Annotated in this window: 12 protein-coding genes; 5 read left to right on the forward strand and 7 right to left on the reverse strand. The window is 73.6% G+C overall.

The genetic code is table 11. The features are described 5' to 3' along the window. Positions 1-117 precede the first annotated feature (117 nt). Both AC27LF_RS28300 and AC27LF_RS28305 read right to left on the reverse strand, forming a co-directional pair. On the reverse strand, positions 118-1,356 hold the full coding sequence (locus AC27LF_RS28300; RefSeq protein ID WP_479656648.1) for an MFS transporter: 1,239 nt from the start codon (positions 1,354-1,356) through the stop codon (positions 118-120). A 234-nt stretch (positions 1,357-1,590) separates the two neighbouring features. Further along, complete coding sequence (locus tag AC27LF_RS28305; protein WP_479656797.1) at positions 1,591-2,577, reverse strand: helix-turn-helix domain-containing protein; 987 nt, start codon at positions 2,575-2,577, stop codon at positions 1,591-1,593. 94 nt (positions 2,578-2,671) lie between these two features. On the opposite strand from AC27LF_RS28305, the gene AC27LF_RS28310 reads away from it, so the two are divergent. Next, positions 2,672-4,192 (forward strand): alpha/beta hydrolase, encoded by a 1,521-nt coding sequence (locus tag AC27LF_RS28310; RefSeq protein ID WP_479656649.1) that lies wholly within the window; start codon positions 2,672-2,674, stop codon positions 4,190-4,192. An 81-nt stretch (positions 4,193-4,273) separates the two neighbouring features. Here AC27LF_RS28310 and AC27LF_RS28315 read toward each other — a convergent pair whose 3' ends face one another. Then, positions 4,274-5,245 (reverse strand): alpha/beta hydrolase, encoded by a 972-nt coding sequence (locus tag AC27LF_RS28315; RefSeq protein WP_479656650.1) that lies wholly within the window; start codon positions 5,243-5,245, stop codon positions 4,274-4,276. Positions 5,246-5,951: 706 nt separating this feature from the next. Here AC27LF_RS28315 and AC27LF_RS28320 point away from each other — a divergent pair. From AC27LF_RS28320 to AC27LF_RS28330, 3 genes are all read left to right on the forward strand, one after another. After that, on the forward strand, positions 5,952-7,793 hold the full coding sequence (locus tag AC27LF_RS28320) for an outer membrane protein assembly factor BamB family protein (protein WP_479656651.1): 1,842 nt from the start codon (positions 5,952-5,954) through the stop codon (positions 7,791-7,793). Positions 7,794-7,845: 52 nt separating this feature from the next. Next, on the forward strand, positions 7,846-10,077 hold the full coding sequence (locus AC27LF_RS28325; protein ID WP_479656652.1) for a WD40 repeat domain-containing protein: 2,232 nt from the start codon (positions 7,846-7,848) through the stop codon (positions 10,075-10,077). A 450-nt stretch (positions 10,078-10,527) separates the two neighbouring features. Beyond that, the gene (locus AC27LF_RS28330) at positions 10,528-11,106 is read left to right on the forward strand and encodes a type 1 glutamine amidotransferase domain-containing protein (protein WP_404030653.1); all 579 of its coding nucleotides are present in this window, start codon (positions 10,528-10,530) and stop codon (positions 11,104-11,106) included. A 45-nt stretch (positions 11,107-11,151) separates the two neighbouring features. Here the strand turns inward: AC27LF_RS28330 and AC27LF_RS28335 are convergent, their stop codons facing one another. From AC27LF_RS28335 to AC27LF_RS28345, 3 genes are all read right to left on the reverse strand, one after another. After that, positions 11,152-12,237 (reverse strand): WxL protein peptidoglycan domain-containing protein, encoded by a 1,086-nt coding sequence (locus AC27LF_RS28335; RefSeq protein WP_479656653.1) that lies wholly within the window; start codon positions 12,235-12,237, stop codon positions 11,152-11,154. Between the two features lie 84 nt (positions 12,238-12,321). Further along, entirely contained in the window at positions 12,322-14,253 is a 1,932-nt protein-coding gene (locus AC27LF_RS28340) for a purple acid phosphatase family protein (RefSeq protein ID WP_479656654.1), read from the reverse strand. Positions 14,254-14,460: 207 nt separating this feature from the next. Beyond that, positions 14,461-15,669, reverse strand: a complete 1,209-nt coding sequence (locus tag AC27LF_RS28345) for a HupE/UreJ family protein (protein WP_479656655.1) — start codon at positions 15,667-15,669, stop codon at positions 14,461-14,463. A gap of 173 nt (positions 15,670-15,842) precedes the next feature. Here AC27LF_RS28345 and AC27LF_RS28350 point away from each other — a divergent pair, with 173 nt between their 5' ends. Then, entirely contained in the window at positions 15,843-16,511 is a 669-nt protein-coding gene (locus tag AC27LF_RS28350; RefSeq protein ID WP_479656656.1) for a type 1 periplasmic-binding domain-containing protein, read from the forward strand. A 299-nt stretch (positions 16,512-16,810) separates the two neighbouring features. On the opposite strand, the gene AC27LF_RS28355 is transcribed toward AC27LF_RS28350, so the two are convergent. Then, positions 16,811-17,584, reverse strand: coding sequence for a DeoR/GlpR family DNA-binding transcription regulator (locus tag AC27LF_RS28355; RefSeq protein WP_479656657.1), 774 nt, complete (start codon positions 17,582-17,584; stop codon positions 16,811-16,813). Positions 17,585-17,689 lie beyond the last annotated feature (105 nt).

Below are 17,689 nucleotides of genomic sequence, written 5' to 3' on the forward strand. Positions count from 1 at the left end.
CGACGCGACGGCCCTCCGGCCGGACCGGACCGGTTCCGACGCGGGCGGCCCTCCAGTCGGGCCGGTCGGCTGCCCGGGGGACCGGGTCCGCACCGTCAACGTCGGCCGCCGGCCGGTTCAGGCGGTCTGTGGCGCACCCTCGGCGGCGTCGCGGCGCTCGGTGAGCCAGTACAGCAGCCCCAGCAGCGGCAGGGCCGCGCCGAAGGCGCTCACCGCGCCCCAGCCGGCCGCGCGGTAGGCGAAGGAGCCGAGCTGGGAGCCGAGGGCACCGCCGAGGAAGAACACGGCGATGAAGGCCGAGTTGAGGCGGGCCCGGGCCTGCGCGTCGAGCTGGTAGACGGTGTGCTGGCCGAGGATCAGGCTCGTCTGCACGGCCATGTCCACGACGACGGCGGCCAGGGCGACGAACACGATGCTGTGCTGCCCGAACCCCGTGACGGCGAAGGCCACCGCGGCGGCGGCGAACGCGCCGCCGGTCATGGGCCGGACGAGCCCGCGGTCCGCCCAGCGCCCGGCGAGCGGCGCGACGGCCGCCCCGGCCGCCCCGACCAGCGCGAAGATGCCGACGCCGACGGCGGAATAGTGGAAGCGCGGACCGGTCAGGAGGTAGGAGACGGTGGTCCAGAAGGCGCTGAAGGCACCGAACATCGCCGCCTGGTACAGGCCGCGCCGCCGCAGCACCGGGTGGGTGCGCAGCAGGGCGGCGGTGGAGCGCAGCACATGGTGGTACGGCACGGAGATGGTGGGCGCCTGCTGCGGCAGAGCCACCCACAGGGCCACCGCCAGCACCGCCATCAGGACCGCGGAGCCGAGGTAGACGACGCGCCAGCCGGCCACGTCGGAGACGAGGCTGCTCAGCGTCCGGGACAGCAGGATGCCGGTGAGCAGTCCGCTCATCACCCGGCCCACGATCCGGCCGCGCGTGTGGTCCGGGGCCAGGCTCGCGGCGAACGGCACCAGTATCTGGGCGACGACGGATGTCGCGCCGCTGACCAGGGAGGCGGCCAGCAGCATGGGGAACCCGGTCGCGAGGCCCGCCGCCAGCAGGGCGACGGTGGTCACCGCGAGCAGCACGGTCACCAGGCCGCGCTTCTCCAGCCGGTCGCCGAGCGGGACGAGGAAGAGCATGCCGATGACGTAACCGATCTGGGTGAGCGTGATCAGCAGGCCGGCGGTGGCCTCGCTCACCTGGAACACGTCGCGCAGCTGGGAGAGCAGCGGCTGGGCGTAGTACAGGTTGGCGACGGTCATGCCGGTGGCGACGGCCAGCAGCGCGACCAGCCAGCCCGGGACGCCGACGGAGCCGGAGGTATCGGCGGTGCGGCGCTGCGCGGTCAGATCCGGTGAGTGGGACACATTGCCTTCTTCGCGGGGACGGGCCGGGGGCGGCATGGCGGGATGGTCTGGCAGCGTCGTCGGTGCCCTCGGCTTGAGCAGCAATCGGCGGCCGGCGTTGCTTCCCCGTGCACGACGATGAATGCCGATGACGGCTATCTCGTCGAGAGATAGCCACGGGGCGCTCCGCTGGTTGTGCCGGGACGTGCCGCGTCGTGCCGTCGGTTCGTCTGCGGCGCCGTCGTGGCGGCCTGCTCAGGCCGGCAACGGGTCCGGGGGCGGGCCGGCGTTCTGTGCGGCCAGTGCCGCGAGGAGCCAGTCGTGCGCGGAACCGGGTGTCGGCGGCGGCTGCCCACCCGGCGGGGTCAGTACCACGGCCGTCAGCTCCCAGTACCGGTCGATCCGCGGATCGGCGGCGAGCTGCGCGGCCAGCAGACGGCGGAACGCCGGGGTGTCCCGGGTGCCGTACGCGCTCGTGTAGGCGGCGACGAAACCGTCCAGCGCCTCGCCGGGGTGCGGCGGCCGGCCCCGGCGCAGCTGCGCGCCCGCCAGCTCGTACGCCTCGGCCAGGCCCGCGTACAGCACGGCCGACCCCTCGGCCCCCGCGGCCCGGTGCGCCGCGGGCTGGGTCGGTCCGGCGCCGGTGCACGGGCCGCTCGTCAGGGCGTGCAGCCGGGCGAAGGCCAGCGTCTGCTCCGGGGTGGGGTCATCGGGCGGCGACGGGACCGCCACGTCCAGGAACGCGGCCACCGCCCGGGCCGGCATCCGGGCCGGCAGCCAGGCGCGCCAGAACCGGGCCATGGCTGCGGTGCTCGGCGGCACGGCCAGCGCGCCGATCAGTCGCAGCCGCTCGGCCCGCAGACCGGGCGGCGACTCCTGCACCAGCCGCAGCGCCGCCTCCCGCCAGCGCAGGGCCGCCAGCTGGGTGCCGAGGGCGCGCAGCCGCTCCGCGACGGCGCCTTCGAGCGCGCTGCCCCCGTCGTTGTCCTCGTGTTCCAGATCGAGATGTTCCTGGTCGAGGATGCGGCGGACCTGGGGGAGTGGCAGGTCGAGGGCGCGCAGGGCACGGATCAGCCGCAGCCGGTCCAGCGCGTCCGGGCCGTAGCGGCGGTGTCCTCCGGCGCTGCGGGAGGTCTCCGGGAGCAGGCCGCGGTCGGAGTAGAAACGGACGGTCTTGACGGTGACGCCCGCCTGCTCGGCGAGTTCGCCGATGCTCCACAGGCCGTCGTACGACATGGACAGTTGAATCTCCCTCCGGGGGAGTTCCTACGGTACCGGCGAGCGCGGGCCGGACCACGGGGCCGGCCCGCGACGACCGCGTGCTGAGGAGAGAGCCATGACCGTGTTCATCATGGTGCCGGACGTGTTCACCGGCGCACACGTGTGGGAGGAGACGGCCGCTCGGCTGGCCGCGGCGGGCGCCGAGGCGCACGCGGTCGCCCTCACCGGTCCTGCCGCGGCCGACGACACAGCGGGAGGCCGTGTCGATCTGGACACACATGTCGGGGACGTCATCGCCGCGATCGACGCGGTGGACCGGTCGGCGGACGGCCAGATCGTGCTGGTCGGCCACGGCTACGGCATCCATCCGGCGTTGGGCGCCGCCGACCGGCGAGCGGAGCGCATCGCCCGGATCGTGTCCGTGGACGGGGCGCCGCCCCAGGACGGCGCGCCGGCCCTGGCCGCCGTACCCGACCAGGAACTGCGGGCGCGGCTCGCCGCACGCGCCGCGACCGCGGGCGCCGGCGAAGTGCTGGAGCCACCGTCCGGTGGTGACTGGCAGCGCTGGGGCAGCACGGCGGGAATCCCCGACGCGGCGCTCGACCGGCTCACGGCCCGCGCCGTGCCGCAGCCGCTGCACACCCTGCTCCAGCCGCTGCGGCTGACCGGCGCCGCGGCCGCGCTGCCCACCACCGGCGTGCTGTGCACCGGCAACGGCGCCGGCATCGAACTGGTCCAGAAACTGGTGGACTTCGGCGATCCCGCACTGGCGGCCCTGGTCGACGAGCGGGTGACCTTCTTCGAACTGGCCACCGGGCACTGGCCGATGCTGTCCTGCCCCGCCGAACTGGCCGAGGTCCTGCTGCGGGCCGCCGCCGGCGAGGGGTACCGTCTGCGGCCGGCCGGCTCCGCACAACCGCCCGCGCATCTGCGGCCGTTCCCGCTGGACGTGCCCGAACGACCGCGTGAGCGCATGGAGAACGTCGACCTCCATCTGCCCGACGCCCCCGGCCCGCGGCCGGCCGTGGTGTTCGTGCACGGCGGCCCGCTGCCCGCCGGGGCCCGCCCGACGCCGCGGGACTGGCCGAGCTTCGTCGGATACGCCCGGTACGCGGCCGGACAGGGCGTGGTGGGCGCGACCGTCGACCACCGGCTGCACGACGTGACCGACTACGCGCGCGCCGCCGCGGACGTGTCCGCCGCGGTGGCACGGGTACGGGCCGATCCGCGGGTGGCCGCGGACCGGGTCGCGCTGTGGTTCTTCTCCGGCGGCGGACTGCTCCTGGCGGACTGGCTGCGCACGCCCCCGGCGTGGCTGCGCTGCGTGGCGGCCAGCTACCCCGTCCTGGCGCCGCTGCCCAACTGGGGCCTGTCCGGCGAACGGTTCCGCCCGGCTGCCGCGGTGAGGGACGCGGGCGCCCTGCCTCTCGTGCTCACCCGGGCGGGCCGGGAGACCCCCGAGATCGCCGCCACCGTCGAGGAGTTCCTGACCGAGGCCGGACGGTGCGAAGCGGACGTCGAGGTGGTCGACGTGCCGCACGGCGGGCACGGCTTCGAGACCCTTGACCCGACCGAGGAGTCGCGTGCGGCCGTCCGGCGCGCGATGCGCTCGGTGCTCGCCCGGCTGACGGCCTGAGCCGCCCGCCCCGGTGGCCGGCGGGGCCGGGCGGCGCCGCGCACTCGGGGACACCCGGTCACGCCTTCTCGTCGCACGCGGTCAGCTGCCGTGCAGGGCCCGGTGCAGGGCCTGCACGGCCAGATGGCGGGCGACACGCGCGGCGTGGGTGTCGCGCAGACTGTCCAGCATCATGAAGTCGTGGACCATGCCGCCCACCCGGACCGCGGTGACCTCCACGCCCGCCTCGCGCAGCCGGTTGGCGTACTGCTCGCCCTCGTCCCGCAGGACGTCCGCCTCATCGGTGACGACCAGCGTGGCGGGCAGGCCCCTGAGCTGATCGAGGCTCGCCCGCAGGGGCGCGGCATACGGCTCGGACCGCTGGGCGGGCGCGGAGTACTGGTCCCAGAACCAGATCATGGCGTCGCGAGTGAGGTAGTAGCCCTCGGCGAACTGCCGGTAGGACGGGGTGTCGAAGCTGGCGTCGGTGACGGGGTACAGCAGGATCTGCGCCCTGAGGTCGAGGCCGCCGCGTTCCTTGTTCATCAGCGCGAACACGGTCGACATGCAGCCGCCGACCGAGTCGCCGGCCACGGCCACCCGGCCCGGGTCGAGGCCGTGCTCGGCCCCGTGCTCGGCGAGCCACCGGCCGACCGCGTAGTTCTGCTCGATCTGGGCCGGGTACTTCGCCTCGGGGGCGCGGTCGTACACCGGGAAGACACCCGCGGCGTCCGCGCCGACGGTGAGCTCGCGAAAGAGCCGGTCGTGTGTCTGGTCGTCACCGAACACCCAGCCGGCGCCGTGGATGTAGAAAACGACGGGCAGCGTACCGGTGGCCCCGCTGGGCCGGATGATCCTGGTGCGCACCCGTCCCCACTTCCCGGCGTCGACGGTCACCCACTCCTCGTCGACCTCCGGCCGCCGGACCCCCTCGCCGCTCTGCAGCCCGGTAAGGATGTCGCGCCCCTTCTCCGGCGGCACCTCGTGGATGCGGGGGTGCGCGTCGGTGGCCTCGGCCAGCTCCCTCGCGGCGGGTTCGAGGTAGGGCGTGACGGGCGGGGGGATGTCGGACATGATGCCTCCGGTTCGGGCCGCTCCCGGCTGAGACGTGTGCGTGCCGCTGGTAGGTGTCTGCCGCTGGTACGTGTGCGTGCCGCGCCCGTCGCCCCGAGCGCGCTGGCTCCACTCAAGGCGCACCCGCCCCACCCGGCAACCGGGCACCGCACCCGCCCGCCGCCCGCCTGGGACACATGTCCGCCATCCGGGTGGTCCAGCCGGCCCGAGGACCCTGGCAGCCGGCGGGGGCGGGCCGGGCGTCCAGGTGAGAGGCCGCCGCCCGACGCGAGGGCGGAGCGTCCTCGCCGACGCCACGGCGACCGGTCCGTCCTGGATGGGGAGCCGACCTCCCGTCGGCGCTCGGCGCTCGGCGCCCGCGAGCCCCACCGCCCGGGACGCGCGGCCGTGGCGCGGTGCCCGGTCGGACGCCCTCGGCCGCCGGCCTGGACGCGAGCGGCGCCTGCTCCGCCGCGGGCGGAACACCACAGGCCCCGTCCCCGGCATACCGGGGAAGGGGCCTGGTTCGAGCGCCGGGCAGGCCTTGCACCTGCATCTCCCCGCAGGAAGCGGGACGTCTTTCCTTGGACCACCAACGCACCGAGCGCTTGAGCGGTGTTGACCGCCGCGCTCGTGTTCGACCCTACCCCACCCGCGCACCGGCGGGCCACTTGAGCCGGGCGGATGCGGGAACCGGAACCTGAACATGCCTCGTGATACACAGTGGATGTCCGAGACGGTGGGGGTGGTCATGGCAGGGCGGGCGGAGCTGCGCCGACGGGGCGAGGGCAGGCGGCAGTTGGCCGAGCGGCAGGGATGGACGTACGAGGACGACCGTCCCGACCTGCTGGAGCGCTGGCGCGGGGCCGTCACCGGTGCCGCCTCGGGACAGTGGGCGGCCCGGTTCGCGGTCAGCGGCACGCTGGACGGCCGGCGGGTCACCGTCTTCGACTGTGTACGCAGCGAACCCACGCCCGTGTGGTCGCGGCTGCCACGGCACAGCGTGCTGACCGTGTGCCTGGTGGAACTGTTCACGTCCCTGCCGCTGACCGCCGTCTCCCGGCACGGACTGGCCGTCGACACCATGGTCCCGCTGCTGAAACAAGTGGTCCGGGACCGCCCCGACCGCCATCTGTACGAGATCGGCGACCCGGCCTACGACCGGGCCCACGTCGTGGAGACGGATGACGTCGAGGCCGCCGAGCGGCTGCTGACGCCCGCCGTACGGGAGTTCGCGGACGACCGGGCCTGGCTGGAGTGGCGGGTGGACGGCGACCATCTGTGCCACGTACGGCCGCCCGCGCCGCACCCGCTCACGGACGACGACACCGCCCCGCTGGACCAACTGCGGTCACTGATCCGCCTGGCGGACCTCTTCGACCCGCGCCCCGAGGACGACGCCCGCGACACCGCACCGGCGCCCGCCGCCGCACGGCCGCGGCAGGACGCGTCCGCCGCCACCGGCGCCCGCACCTCCACCGCCTCCGCCATGGTCCGCGGGAACGCGGCGCACACCGGTGTCTTCCCCGAAGGCCGGCCGCCGTCCGGCTTCGAGGCGTGGAGCGTCGCCCTGGCCGGGGCCGTCCGCGCCGAGCCCGTCGTCTGCGCGGGCACCCTCCTGGTCAGTTGCGCCGACGGCCACTGCTACGGGCTGGACGCGGTGACGGGCGAGCCCCGCTGGCGCTTCGCGGCCCGAAGCCCGCTGCTGCGCAGTCCGGCCGCCGCCGACGGTCAGGTGTTCGTCGTCGGCCAGGACGGCATCCTCCACGCGATCGGCGCGGACGACGGGCAGGAACGCTGGCAGCGGCAGGTCGGGCACTCGGCCGCGCCGGTGGTCGACGGCGGTCTGCTGTACCTCGTCCACCACCCGGCCTACCTGCTGCGCGACGCGAGCAGACTGCGCGCGCTGGACGCGGCGATGGGCGAGCCCCGTTGGGAGCGCCCGCTGCCCGACGGCTCGGGGTCCGGCCCGGCGGTGGCGGACGGCCGGGTCCATGTGCACGGCGCGAACGGCGCGTTGAGCGCCTTCGAAGCGGCGAGCGGCGAGCGGCTGTGGCACCGGGCCGGCGGCGACACCCAGTTGACGTGCTGCACCCCGAGCGTCGTCGACGGCACGCTCTACGTCGGCACCGGACGGGCCGAACTCCACGCCTACGACGCGGCCACCGGCGAACACCGCTGGGGCAGCCAGGCGGCCGGCGTGATCGACGGCACCCCGTCCGTTTCCGGCGGCCTGGTCCTCGTGGGCGACAGCCACGGCGGCGCCTACGCCTGCCGGGCCGACTCCGGCGCCCCGGTGTGGCATCTGCCCAGCGCCTACGGCGCCTCGTCCGTCGCGATCAGCGGCGACTCGGCCTGGCTCGTCACCACCAAGGCGGGGCGCAAGCTGTTCAAGGTCGGGCGGGCGGACGGCGCGGTGCGGTGGCGGCACACCCTGGACGGATCAGGGACGGCCCCGGTGCTCGCCGAGGGCATCGTCTACGTCGGCACCGACAAGGGCACCGTGCTGGCCCTGGACGCGGACACGGGCCGCGGCCCTCGCCGCGGGCACCGGCGCCGGCCCGTCTGACGGGCTGTCACCCACGCAGCGGGAAGTACCCGGCAGGACAAGGGAGTTACGAGTGGCTGCGGACGAACCAGCCTGGGCAAACCCGGCGTTCTGGACCGACGCGGCGCCGGACGAGGTGCTGCGCGCACTGCCCCCGGCCACCGCGGACGCACACAAGCGGCGGACCGCGGCGGTCTACCGCTCCGTGACACACCTGCTGCGGCACGCCGACCCCGGCGAACGCGCCCGGCTGCTGGCCCTGGAGGCGGCCCGCTTCGGCCGCACGGACCTGGCCGCGGCCTTCACCGCGCTCGCGGCGCCCGCGGACGCGGCGGACCGGCCGCCCGGGCAGCGGCCGGCCACGTGGCGGGTGGCCTGGGCCACCGGCCGGCAGGTGGACGAACGGCTGCTCGCCGTGCTGGACCGCGACGGGCTCCGGCCGGTCCTCGGTGAACTGGACGGACGTGTCGTGGCCGTGGACACCGACAGCTACGGCGGTGTCCGCGCACGGGACGTGCTGAGCGGTGCGCGCGTGGCCGGGTTCGCGGCCGGTCACGGCGCCCGGGTGGTGGCGGTGCTCGACGCGGCCGGCACACCGCTCGTCCTCACCGGTCATGAGCGGCGCGGTCCGGACGGTCTGCCCGACGCCGGCCGGTACGGCGACACCGTGCGGGCCTGGCACCCGCGCACCGGCGAGCCGGCCGGCGCCCCCCTGGTCGTCGACCGGGGCCGGATCACCACGGCGGCGAGTGCCGAGGCGGACGGCCGCACCGTCGTGGTGACCGGTGGCTGGGACGGCCTGGTGCGCTCCTGGGACCTGGCCACCGGCCGGGAACTCGCCGAGGCGGCGGACGGCCACAGCGACTGGGCGGCCTGCGTGGCGACCGCCGTGGTGCGGGGCCGCCCGCTCGCCGTGACCGCCGGACGGGAGGACCGCGACGTACTGGTCCGCGACCTGCTCACCGCGCGCCCCGTGGGCGCCCCGCTCACCGGGCACACGGCCCCGGTCACGGCGGTGGCCACGGTGACCGAGGACGACGGCCGGGTGCTGGCGGTCACCGCGAGCCGGGACGCCACCGCCCGGCTGTGGGACCTGACCACCGGCCGGCCGCTCGGCGTGGCACTCGCCGGGCACGACGGGCCGGTCGAGGCGGTGACGGCGGCCCGGTGGGCCGGCCGGACGCTGGTGGTCACCGGCGGCCGGGACCGCACGGTCCGGGCGTGGGATCCGGTCACCGGACGGCAGCAGGCCGACGCGTTCACCGGTCACCACCAGCCGGTGGAACAGGTGGCCGTGGCCTCGGACGCAGGACGGCCGGTCCTCGTGGCGCGGGCCTTCGACGGCCTGGTGCGCGGCTGGGAGCCGGCCGCCCGGCGCCGGGACGGGGAGGCGCCGGCCGACCACGACGGTACGGTGACGGCGCTGGCCCCGGTCTGCCTCGACGGACGCCGGCTGGCCGTCGCCGGGCTGCTCGACGGGACCGTACGCGTCTGGGAGGCGGCCGACGGGCCGTGGGGCGCCCGCACACTGACCCGGCACCGTGGCACGGTGCACGCCGTGACCACCGCGGTCGTGGCCGGCCGCACCCTCGTCCTCTCGGCGGGCGAGGACGAGGTGATACGGATCTGCGATCTCGCCACGGGCGGACAGAGCGCGGCGCCGCTCGACTCCCCCGAGGCGTGGCCCGGGGCGCTCGCCACGGCCGCGGTGCCGGACGGGGTGCGGGTCCTCATGGGCGGCCGGGACGGGACGGTACGGGTGTGGGACCTGGCGTCCGGGGAAGCCGACGGCCCGCCGTTCACGACGGGTGGGCGCTGTGTGCGGGTGATCACGAGCGCCCTGGTGGAGGGGCGTACGGTCCTGGTCACCGGGCACGCCGACCACACCGTCCGCCGCTTCGACCTGATGGACCGCAGCCCGCTCGGCCCGGCCATGGCCGGCCACCGGCGCGGCGTGGACGGTGCGGCGACGGCCGTGGTCGACGGCCGGTCCGTCGCCGTCACCAGCGCGGGGCACGACCGTTCGCTGCGCGTCTGGGACCTCATGACCGGCCGGCCGGTCGGCGACGCCCTGCGCGGCCACCGCCGCGTCACGGCCCTCGCGGTCACCTCCCACGCCGGCCGTGCCCTGGCCGTCAGCGCCGGCGAGGGCTCCGTACGCATCTGGGACCTCACCACACTGAGCGAGGCCGCCCCGCCCCTACCGGTCCCCTACGCGGTACACACCCTGGCCGCCTACCCGGACGCCACCCTCCTACTGGCCTACGCAGAAGAACTGGCCCTGTTCACACCGCCCGCCAAATAAACACGCCCCGACCCCACCCCCCCCAGGGCCGCGAGGAACTGCGCGCTCAACCCCCACGCACCGGCACTCTCCCACTCACCGCACCCACCCACTACCCAGGGGCGCGGGGAACTGCGCGCTCAACCACAACGAACCGGCACGCTCCCACTCACCGCACCCACCCCAGGGGCGCGGGGAACTGCGCGCTCAACCACAACGAACCGGCACGCTCCCACTCACCGCACCCACCCCAGGGGCGCGAGGAACTGCGCGCTCAACCCCCACACACCCGCACAGACCCACTCACCGCACCCCAACGGCGCACACCCCCCGCACCCAAAACGCCGCACCCCATGTTTTAGCCCCACACCGCGCATGTTTCTCGCGCCAGCGGATACCCAGCACACCGTATGGCACACACGCGCCACACCCCCCGCCAAAGCCCCGCAGGGCCATCGCAAGGAGCCGAACATGACCGACGAACTCCGCGGCCACAAGGTCGCCTTCCTCGCCACCGACGGGGTCGAGCGCGTCGAACTGGAACAGCCGCGCGGCGCCCTGCACGGCGTCGGGGCCGACACCGAACTGCTCTCCCTGCACGACGGCGAGATCAGCGCACGTCAGATGGACATCGACGCCGCGGGCACGTTCACGGTCGACCGGAAGGTCGCCGACGCCTCCGTCGGCGACTACGACGCGCTGGTCCTGCCGGGCGGCACGATGAACCCCGATCAGCTGCGCATGGACCCGGCCGCCGTGGCCTTCGTCAAGGCGTTCATGGAGAGCGGCAAGCCGGTCGCCACGATCTGCCACGGCCCGTGGACGCTCGCCGAGGCGGACGTGCTGCGCGGCCGGCGCGTCACCTCGTGGCCGAGCATCCGCACCGATCTGCGCAACGCGGGCGCCGATGTCCTCGACGAGGAGGTCGTCGTCGACGGGCAGCTCATCTCCAGCCGTAGCCCGAAGGACCTGCCCGCGTTCTGCAACACGGTCATCGACGAATTCGCCAAGGCGATGCGGCCGGCCTGGGACCCGACCGTGGAACGCTGAAGCCGCTGACGCTGCCGCCGCCGTCGTCGCATCCGCCGTGCCGGTTCAGGGGGCGGGGGTCTCCTGGGTCTCCTGCTCGCGCAGCGCCTGCTCGACGGCGTCCCGCACCCGGGCGTCCTCGCGCTGCTTGCGCCGGGCGCGGGCGCGGCGCGCGAGCACCAGCCAGGCGGTGACGGCCGCGGCGAGCACGACGACGATCAGCAGCAGCGTCCAGGGGACGGCCCAGCCGCCCGCGTCGGCCTCGACCTTCTTGAGCGCGGTGGTGGAGCCCGACGCGTCGGTGAGCAGCGGCGTGAGGGTGACGGTCGCGGTCAGCCGGAACGCGGGGGTCACACCGTGCACGGGCACCGTCACCTTCCAGCTCTCGCCCGGCAGCAGCTCGGGAGGCGCGGCGACGGTGTCCGCGTCGGCGCGCAGCCAGCCGAACGGCCCGGACAGCGAGGCCGTCTGGCGGGCCGAGAGAATCGCGTTCCCGGTGTTGTGGATCGTGTAGCTGACGGTGGCGTCGCCCTGGCCGAACGGGTTGAGGGTGCCGTCGTAGCGCACCTTGAGGTCTTCGATCTCCAGGCGCGGCTTGAGTTCGCCGCTGACGCGCAGCTTGACCCGGATGCCCAGGCGGCGGTCCACGTTGATGCCCGCGGCGTCGTCGGACTGCTTCAGGGAGGTGAGGATGCCGCCCACATAGTCGCCGGGTGTGGCGTTGTCCGGGACGGACACGGTGAAGGGGACGCGGACGGTCCTGCCGGGCCGTACCACGACGCTGTCGCGGTCGGTGTGCACCCAGGCGCCGACGCCGACGGACTTCTTGTCCTTGGTGAGCAGGTCGAGCTGTCCCGCGTCGGTGGTGAAGCCGTCGGCGGCGTAGACGGCCAGGGTGAGCGGGTCCTTGCCGCGGTTGGCGACGACCATGGCGTCCTCGATCCGGCCGCCCGGGTTGACGCCGTAGCCGAAGCTGGACCGGTCGGACCCGTAACTGTTCGGGGCCGTGCGGACCGTCCAGGTGACATCGCCGCCGGCGGCCTGGGCGGAGGTGGTGAACGGTCCGGCGATCGCGAGGGCCGCGAGCAGGGCCAGGACGGCGGTACGGAGGGCGGCGACGGTGGTCTTCCGGCGCGGGGTGGGCGCGTGCATCTGGGGTCCTCGGGCGGTCTGGGCAGGCGGGGTGTGGGGGCGGGCACCGGACGGCGCCCGCCCCCACGGATGGAACGGGTACGGTCAGCTGCTCAGCGCAGTGATCGTGAGGGTGGCGCGGTAGGTGCCCTTGTTGACGCTGCCCGGGATCTTCAGGTCCAGGTCGGCGCCCAGCTTGGCCTTGCCCTTGGCGTGGCCCTGCTCGGCCCAGGCCAGGCCGCGCGAGACGGACAGACCCTGGCCGTGGTCGTCGTAGCCGGAGGCCACCGGTCCGCTGGCCTTGGCGCCGGCGCCGTCCTGGAGGACGTTCGGCGTCCAGCCGAGGTAGGCACCGGAGAACGACTTGTCGCCGTCCTTGAAGTCGCTCACGTTGGCCGAGATCGACCACGGGGCGAGCGAGCGGCGGCTGTCCGACACCAGGATCGGGTTGATCCGGCCGCCCGCCTGGAAGTAGTCGCCGTCGTGGTCCTTCGCGGTGCCGAGGTCCACCAGGCCGTTGTAGCCGTCGATGGTCCAGCCGAACTCACCGGGAGGAGCGTCGGGCACGTCGACCTGGAGGTCCTGGCCGTTGCCGTGGTACGGGTGCACGGTGACCTTGTCGACGACCGAGCCCACCGGCTTGCCCTCGGGGGTGTTGGTGCAGGAGACCTGCCCCAGCTCCACCGCGGCGTTGGGCGCCTGGCAGGTGCCGCTGCGCAGGTTCTCGACGACGAGCTTGTCCTTGCGCACGCCGACCTTGACGTAGCTGCGGACGTGCTCCTGGTTCTGCACCGAGTTGTACCAGTAGCTGTCCGGGTTGAGCGGGTCGGCGCCGTTGCCGGCACCGCTGGTGCCGCTGCTGTCCGGCTTGGTGATGTCGTAGTACTTCGAGCCGGACGCCGAGTTCGACGTCACGTACAGGACACCGCCGGGACCGGCGTACACATCGGCCGCACCGGGCTGCTCGTCCGGGTTCGCCTTCTGACCGTTCTTGATCAGGTAGCTACGGGAGTAGCTGTGGTCGTGGCCCTGCAGCACCAGGTCGACGCCGAGCTTGGAGAACGCCGTCGGGAAGTCCGTCCGGCGCACCTTGTTGTCGTTGTCCTTGGCGTGCGAGGCCGGCGAGTAGATCGCGTGGTGGTAGACGAGCACCTTCCACTTGGCCTCGGAGCCGTGCTTGTTGATGACGTCGGTGACGTAGTTGATGTGTGCCGCGTCACCGCCGCCGCCCTGCGAGGTGGCGTAGCTGTTGCTGTTCAGGTCGATGAACAGCGTGTCCTTGTAGACGAACCAGTAGTCGCCGCCGGACGTGTTGGACGCCGGGTTCCCGTTGGAGTAGTACGGGGCCGTGCGGTCGGTGTTCGGCGTGTACAGGTGCTGCTCGTAGGCCTTGCCGCCGACGTCGTGGTTGCCGATGGTGGCCGCCCACGGGTACTGGCGCAGCTTGTCGGGCGCGAGGAAGGCGTTCCACTGGGACTCGGTGTTGGCGGTCTCCACCTGGTCGCCGCCCGAGACGAGCAGTTCGGCGTCGGGGTTGGCGCCGAGCGAGACGTCCAGGGTGTCCTGCCAGCCGGCCTGGTCCTTCGCGGTGTTGCCGGACGAGCCGATCTGCGGGTCGCCGTAGAACAGGAAGTCGTAGTCGCCCTCGAAGTCCTGCGTCTTGAACGAGTACGTCGTCGACCAGTTGCCCTCGCTGCCGACCCGGTAGGAGTACGCCGTGTGCTCCTTGAGACCGGTGATCGTGGCGTGCCGGTTGTAGCCGCCGCTGGTGGCGATGTTCGCCCCACCGATGGCGTCGAAGACGGCGGCGCCGGCCGGGAACTCGCCGTTCACGAGCTGCGCGGTCGGGACGAGCTGCACCTTCTGAGCGGTGTCGTCAGAGGAGTACCAGGTCACGGTGCGCTGCGACTCGTTGGCGCCCACACCGAGGATGATCCCGCTGAGCGTGGTGCCGTCGGCGGCACTGGCGGGGGACGCCAGACCGTTGCCGAGGGCGACGGCCACACCCAGGAATGCCGCCGCGGTCCCGGTGGCCACGCGGCGCCGCGCAGGCCCGGAAGCCTGCGTGGAGGGTCTCAATCTCTTCAATTTCGTTCCTTTGGTGCACGGAGTGCATGAATGGACGCGATGAACGTCTCTCCGTTTGGTAAACCGTTCTTAAATGCGATCTTGGGAACTGCTGAACTTCCCGAGGACTGGCGGCTCTTCGCCGGGCCCGTTGTCACCCGCCCGACTCCCGCCGGCTCAGCCGCCCGCCACCCGCTGTACGAACCACACCAGGCCCGTCGCGGCCACACCCGCGGAGATCGCTCCGGTCAGCCGGAGCCCGGCCACCGGAGCCCGGCCGCGCACCAGCGCCAGCAGCGGGAACACCACGGCGATGATCCCCAACTGGACCGCTTCGATACCGACGTTGAACACCAGCAGGGACCACAGCAGGGTCCACGACCATGCCTCGTGGATGCCGAGGGCGCCCGCGAAGCCGAGACCGTGCACGAGACCGAAGCAGAACACGACGGCGAGCCGGACCCAGCCCGCGCGGTCCAGGCCCAGCCGTCCGCCCTCAAGGGACTCGACCTCGGCGGCGCGGCCCCCGTGCCGCCACATTCGCCACAGGTACCAGCCGGCCACCACCGCGATGGACAGCGCGATGACGGGTTCCACGATCCGTCCCGGCACATCGACCGCGCCGAGCGCGGCGAGCAGGAACGTCACCGAGTGCGCCAGGGTGAAGCTCGTGGCCGCCAGCACGATCTCGCGCAGCCGCCGCGACCCGGCGATCAGCGCCAGCAGGAACAGGATGTGGTCGATGCCGCCGAGCAGGTGTTCCGCGCCGAGGCGGAAGAACTCCCAGAACCGTTCGTACCAGGACTGGCCCAGTGAGAAGGACGGATGCGCGGCGTCGAGCGCGGCGCTGCCCGATCGGCCACCGAGGTCGTAGGTGATGATCGTCTTGGTGTCGCGGACATAGCCCTCGCCGTCGGGGAACAGCTTGCTGCGCACCACGGGATCGCCGGCACCGGCGGGGCAGGCCCAGTCGAGCGTCATACGCGCGTAGGGCACCCCTTCCTGACGGCTCATCGTGAACGCGCCCTGCCGCGAGGGTGCGCAGGTCCGGCCGTCCGCGCCGACCGAGAAACGTCGGGTGACATAGCCGACCGCCGACCGGGCGTGTGCGTCGAGCGCCGCGGCCTGCCCCTTGGTGTCGCCGGCTTCGAACGCGGCGGTCCCCGACCGGAAGAGGGGATCGTCCCGCTCGGCGTCGGCGGCGGATACGACGAGGAGGTCGTACTCCAGTTCCAGTGTCGTCCGGATGCGGCCCTGGTCCGCGGCGGTGACCTGGACGTACACGGTGGAGGTGAACCCGTGGGCCTGCGCGGGCGATACGGTGCCCAGCAGGGCGGTCACCGCCGCGATGACCCCGATGACGGCGCGGCGGACGTGTCGTGACATGTGTCTCCTTCAGGTTGCCCGTGCACGCTCCACGTCGTGGGTGAACACATGCCGCCCCTGCGGCGAATCATGGAAGAACAACCCTTCGGCAAGCCCTTTTCGGACAGGACGGGCGAGCGTCGGCATATGAGGATGTGCAGGCACCAGCAGTCACCACCTGGAGGACGATCGCCTTGCGCACGCCGTTCAGAGCCGCCGCCGCACTGGCCGCGGCCGTCGCCCTGGCCACCGGATGCAGCTCCGGCGACGACTGGTCGCGTCCGCACGCGAGCCCGACCGCCGTCGGCACGCTCGGCGCGGGGTTCACCGATCCGTCCGCACCGCCCACCCCCGAGGCGACCATCACCCCGCGGCCCGGTTCCTGGAACGGCGTCCATCCGCCGAAGGGCTACCGCGTGGTCCTGCTGACCGCCGGGGACGACCGCCCGACCAGGACCCTGGCGGCGGCGGTCAGAAGCTGGGCCGAGGACGAACACGTCGACCTGCGCACGGTGGCCGTCGAGCACCCGGCCGACCTGTTGCCGAGCGTCACCGAGTCGCTGGAGATGGGCGCGGATCTCATCGTCAGCGCCGGGAACGAGCTGATCGACCCGCTCGCCACCGTGACCCCCAACCACCTCGCGCAGCAGTTCCTCGTCGTGGGCGCCGAACTGGCCGAACCCACCCACAACGTCACCGCGGTCGACTGGTCCGGCGCGTCCTTCCGGGGCGAGGGTCTGGGCATGTCATCGACGTACGACGCGGACTCCTTCACGGACGCGCGCTGTGCCGCCGCGATCAGGGCGGGCGCGGCGGCCGTGTTGAGCGGGGTTACGGGGGTCGTGGTCTGGCTCAACACGTGAGCGCTGCGCTGGCTTTGGCGGTGTGTCGGTGCGTTGCCGCTGGGGGCGTTGTGAAGTGTGCGGTGGTGAAGTGTGCGGTGGTGGGGTGAGCGGTTGTGGGTTGTGTGCGGTGGTGGGGGGTGTGCCGGTGGTGGGGAGTGCGGTGGTGGGGTTTGTGCGGGTGGGTGGGGGTTGGGCGCGCAGTTCCCCGCGCCCCTTTGGGGCGGTGATGTGGGCGGCGGTGGGATGTGTGCGGGTGGGTGGGGGTTGGGTGCGCGGTTCCCCGTGCCCCTTTGGGGTGGTGATGTGGGTGGTGGTGGTCACGGGGCCTTTGGGGCCACTATGACTGTGGTTTCGGCGCGGGTCAGGGCGGTGCTTAGTTCGGGGGGGCACGGCTCGTCCGTGATGAGGGTGTCGAAGTCACCGAGCCCGCACACGCGGTGCGCCGCGGTGCGGCCGAACTTGCTCGCGTCGGCCAGCACATAGCGGTGCGAGGCGCCCGCGAGCATGGCCCGCTTGGTGGCGACCTCGTCCAGGTGGAAGTCGGTGAGCCCGTAGGGCGCGAGGCCACCGGATCCCAGGAAGGCGGCGTCCACCCGCAGGTTGCCGAAGAACTCCACGGCCTGGGCGTTGGAGCAGGCGAGGTCGCCGGGGCGCAGCCGGCCGCCGCTGACCAGGACCTCGACCCGGGGGCGGGTACTGACCTCCGCGGCCACCAGCAGGGAGGGGGTGGCGATGACCCCGGTGTGGTCGGCGGGCAGCGCGCGGGCCACCTCCAGCGCGGTGGTGCCGACGTCGATCACGACGATCTGGTTCGGCTCGATGAGCGCCGCCGCCGCCCGGCCGATGGCCTCCTTCTCCGCGGCCAGGGTCCCGCTGCGCTCGGTGAAGGACGCCTCCTCGCCGACCGGCGCCTGGGGGCTGGTCGCGCCGCCGTGCACCCGGGCGAGTTCGCCGCGCCGCTCCAGCAGCGCGAGGTCCCTGCGGACCGTTTCGTGGGAGACACCCAGCAGCGTGGTCAGGTCGTCGGTGGTGACGAACTTGAGCCGGGCGATCTCGGCGACGATTCTGCGGTGGCGCTCGGCGGCGAGCACGACCCACCTCCCTGGAGCTGTGACCGTTTCTGTGGACCTGTGACTGCATTCTAGGGTGCGGCCCGCCGACCCCCGCGCCCGCCCGCGGAGGGGCTTTTCCACGTC

This window comes from Streptomyces diversicolor (assembly GCF_057537855.1).

Coding starts and splice junctions, on each gene's coding strand:
- AC27LF_RS28330 (WP_404030653.1), top strand. CDS start 10,528: ATGACCGACGAACTCCGCGGCCACAAGGTCGCCTTCCTCGCCACCGAC.
- AC27LF_RS28335 (WP_479656653.1), bottom strand. CDS start 12,237: ATGCACGCGCCCACCCCGCGCCGGAAGACCACCGTCGCCGCCCTCCGT.
- AC27LF_RS28315 (WP_479656650.1), bottom strand. CDS start 5,245: ATGTCCGACATCCCCCCGCCCGTCACGCCCTACCTCGAACCCGCCGCG.
- AC27LF_RS28345 (WP_479656655.1), bottom strand. CDS start 15,669: ATGTCACGACACGTCCGCCGCGCCGTCATCGGGGTCATCGCGGCGGTG.
- AC27LF_RS28310 (WP_479656649.1), top strand. CDS start 2,672: ATGACCGTGTTCATCATGGTGCCGGACGTGTTCACCGGCGCACACGTG.
- AC27LF_RS28320 (WP_479656651.1), top strand. CDS start 5,952: ATGTCCGAGACGGTGGGGGTGGTCATGGCAGGGCGGGCGGAGCTGCGC.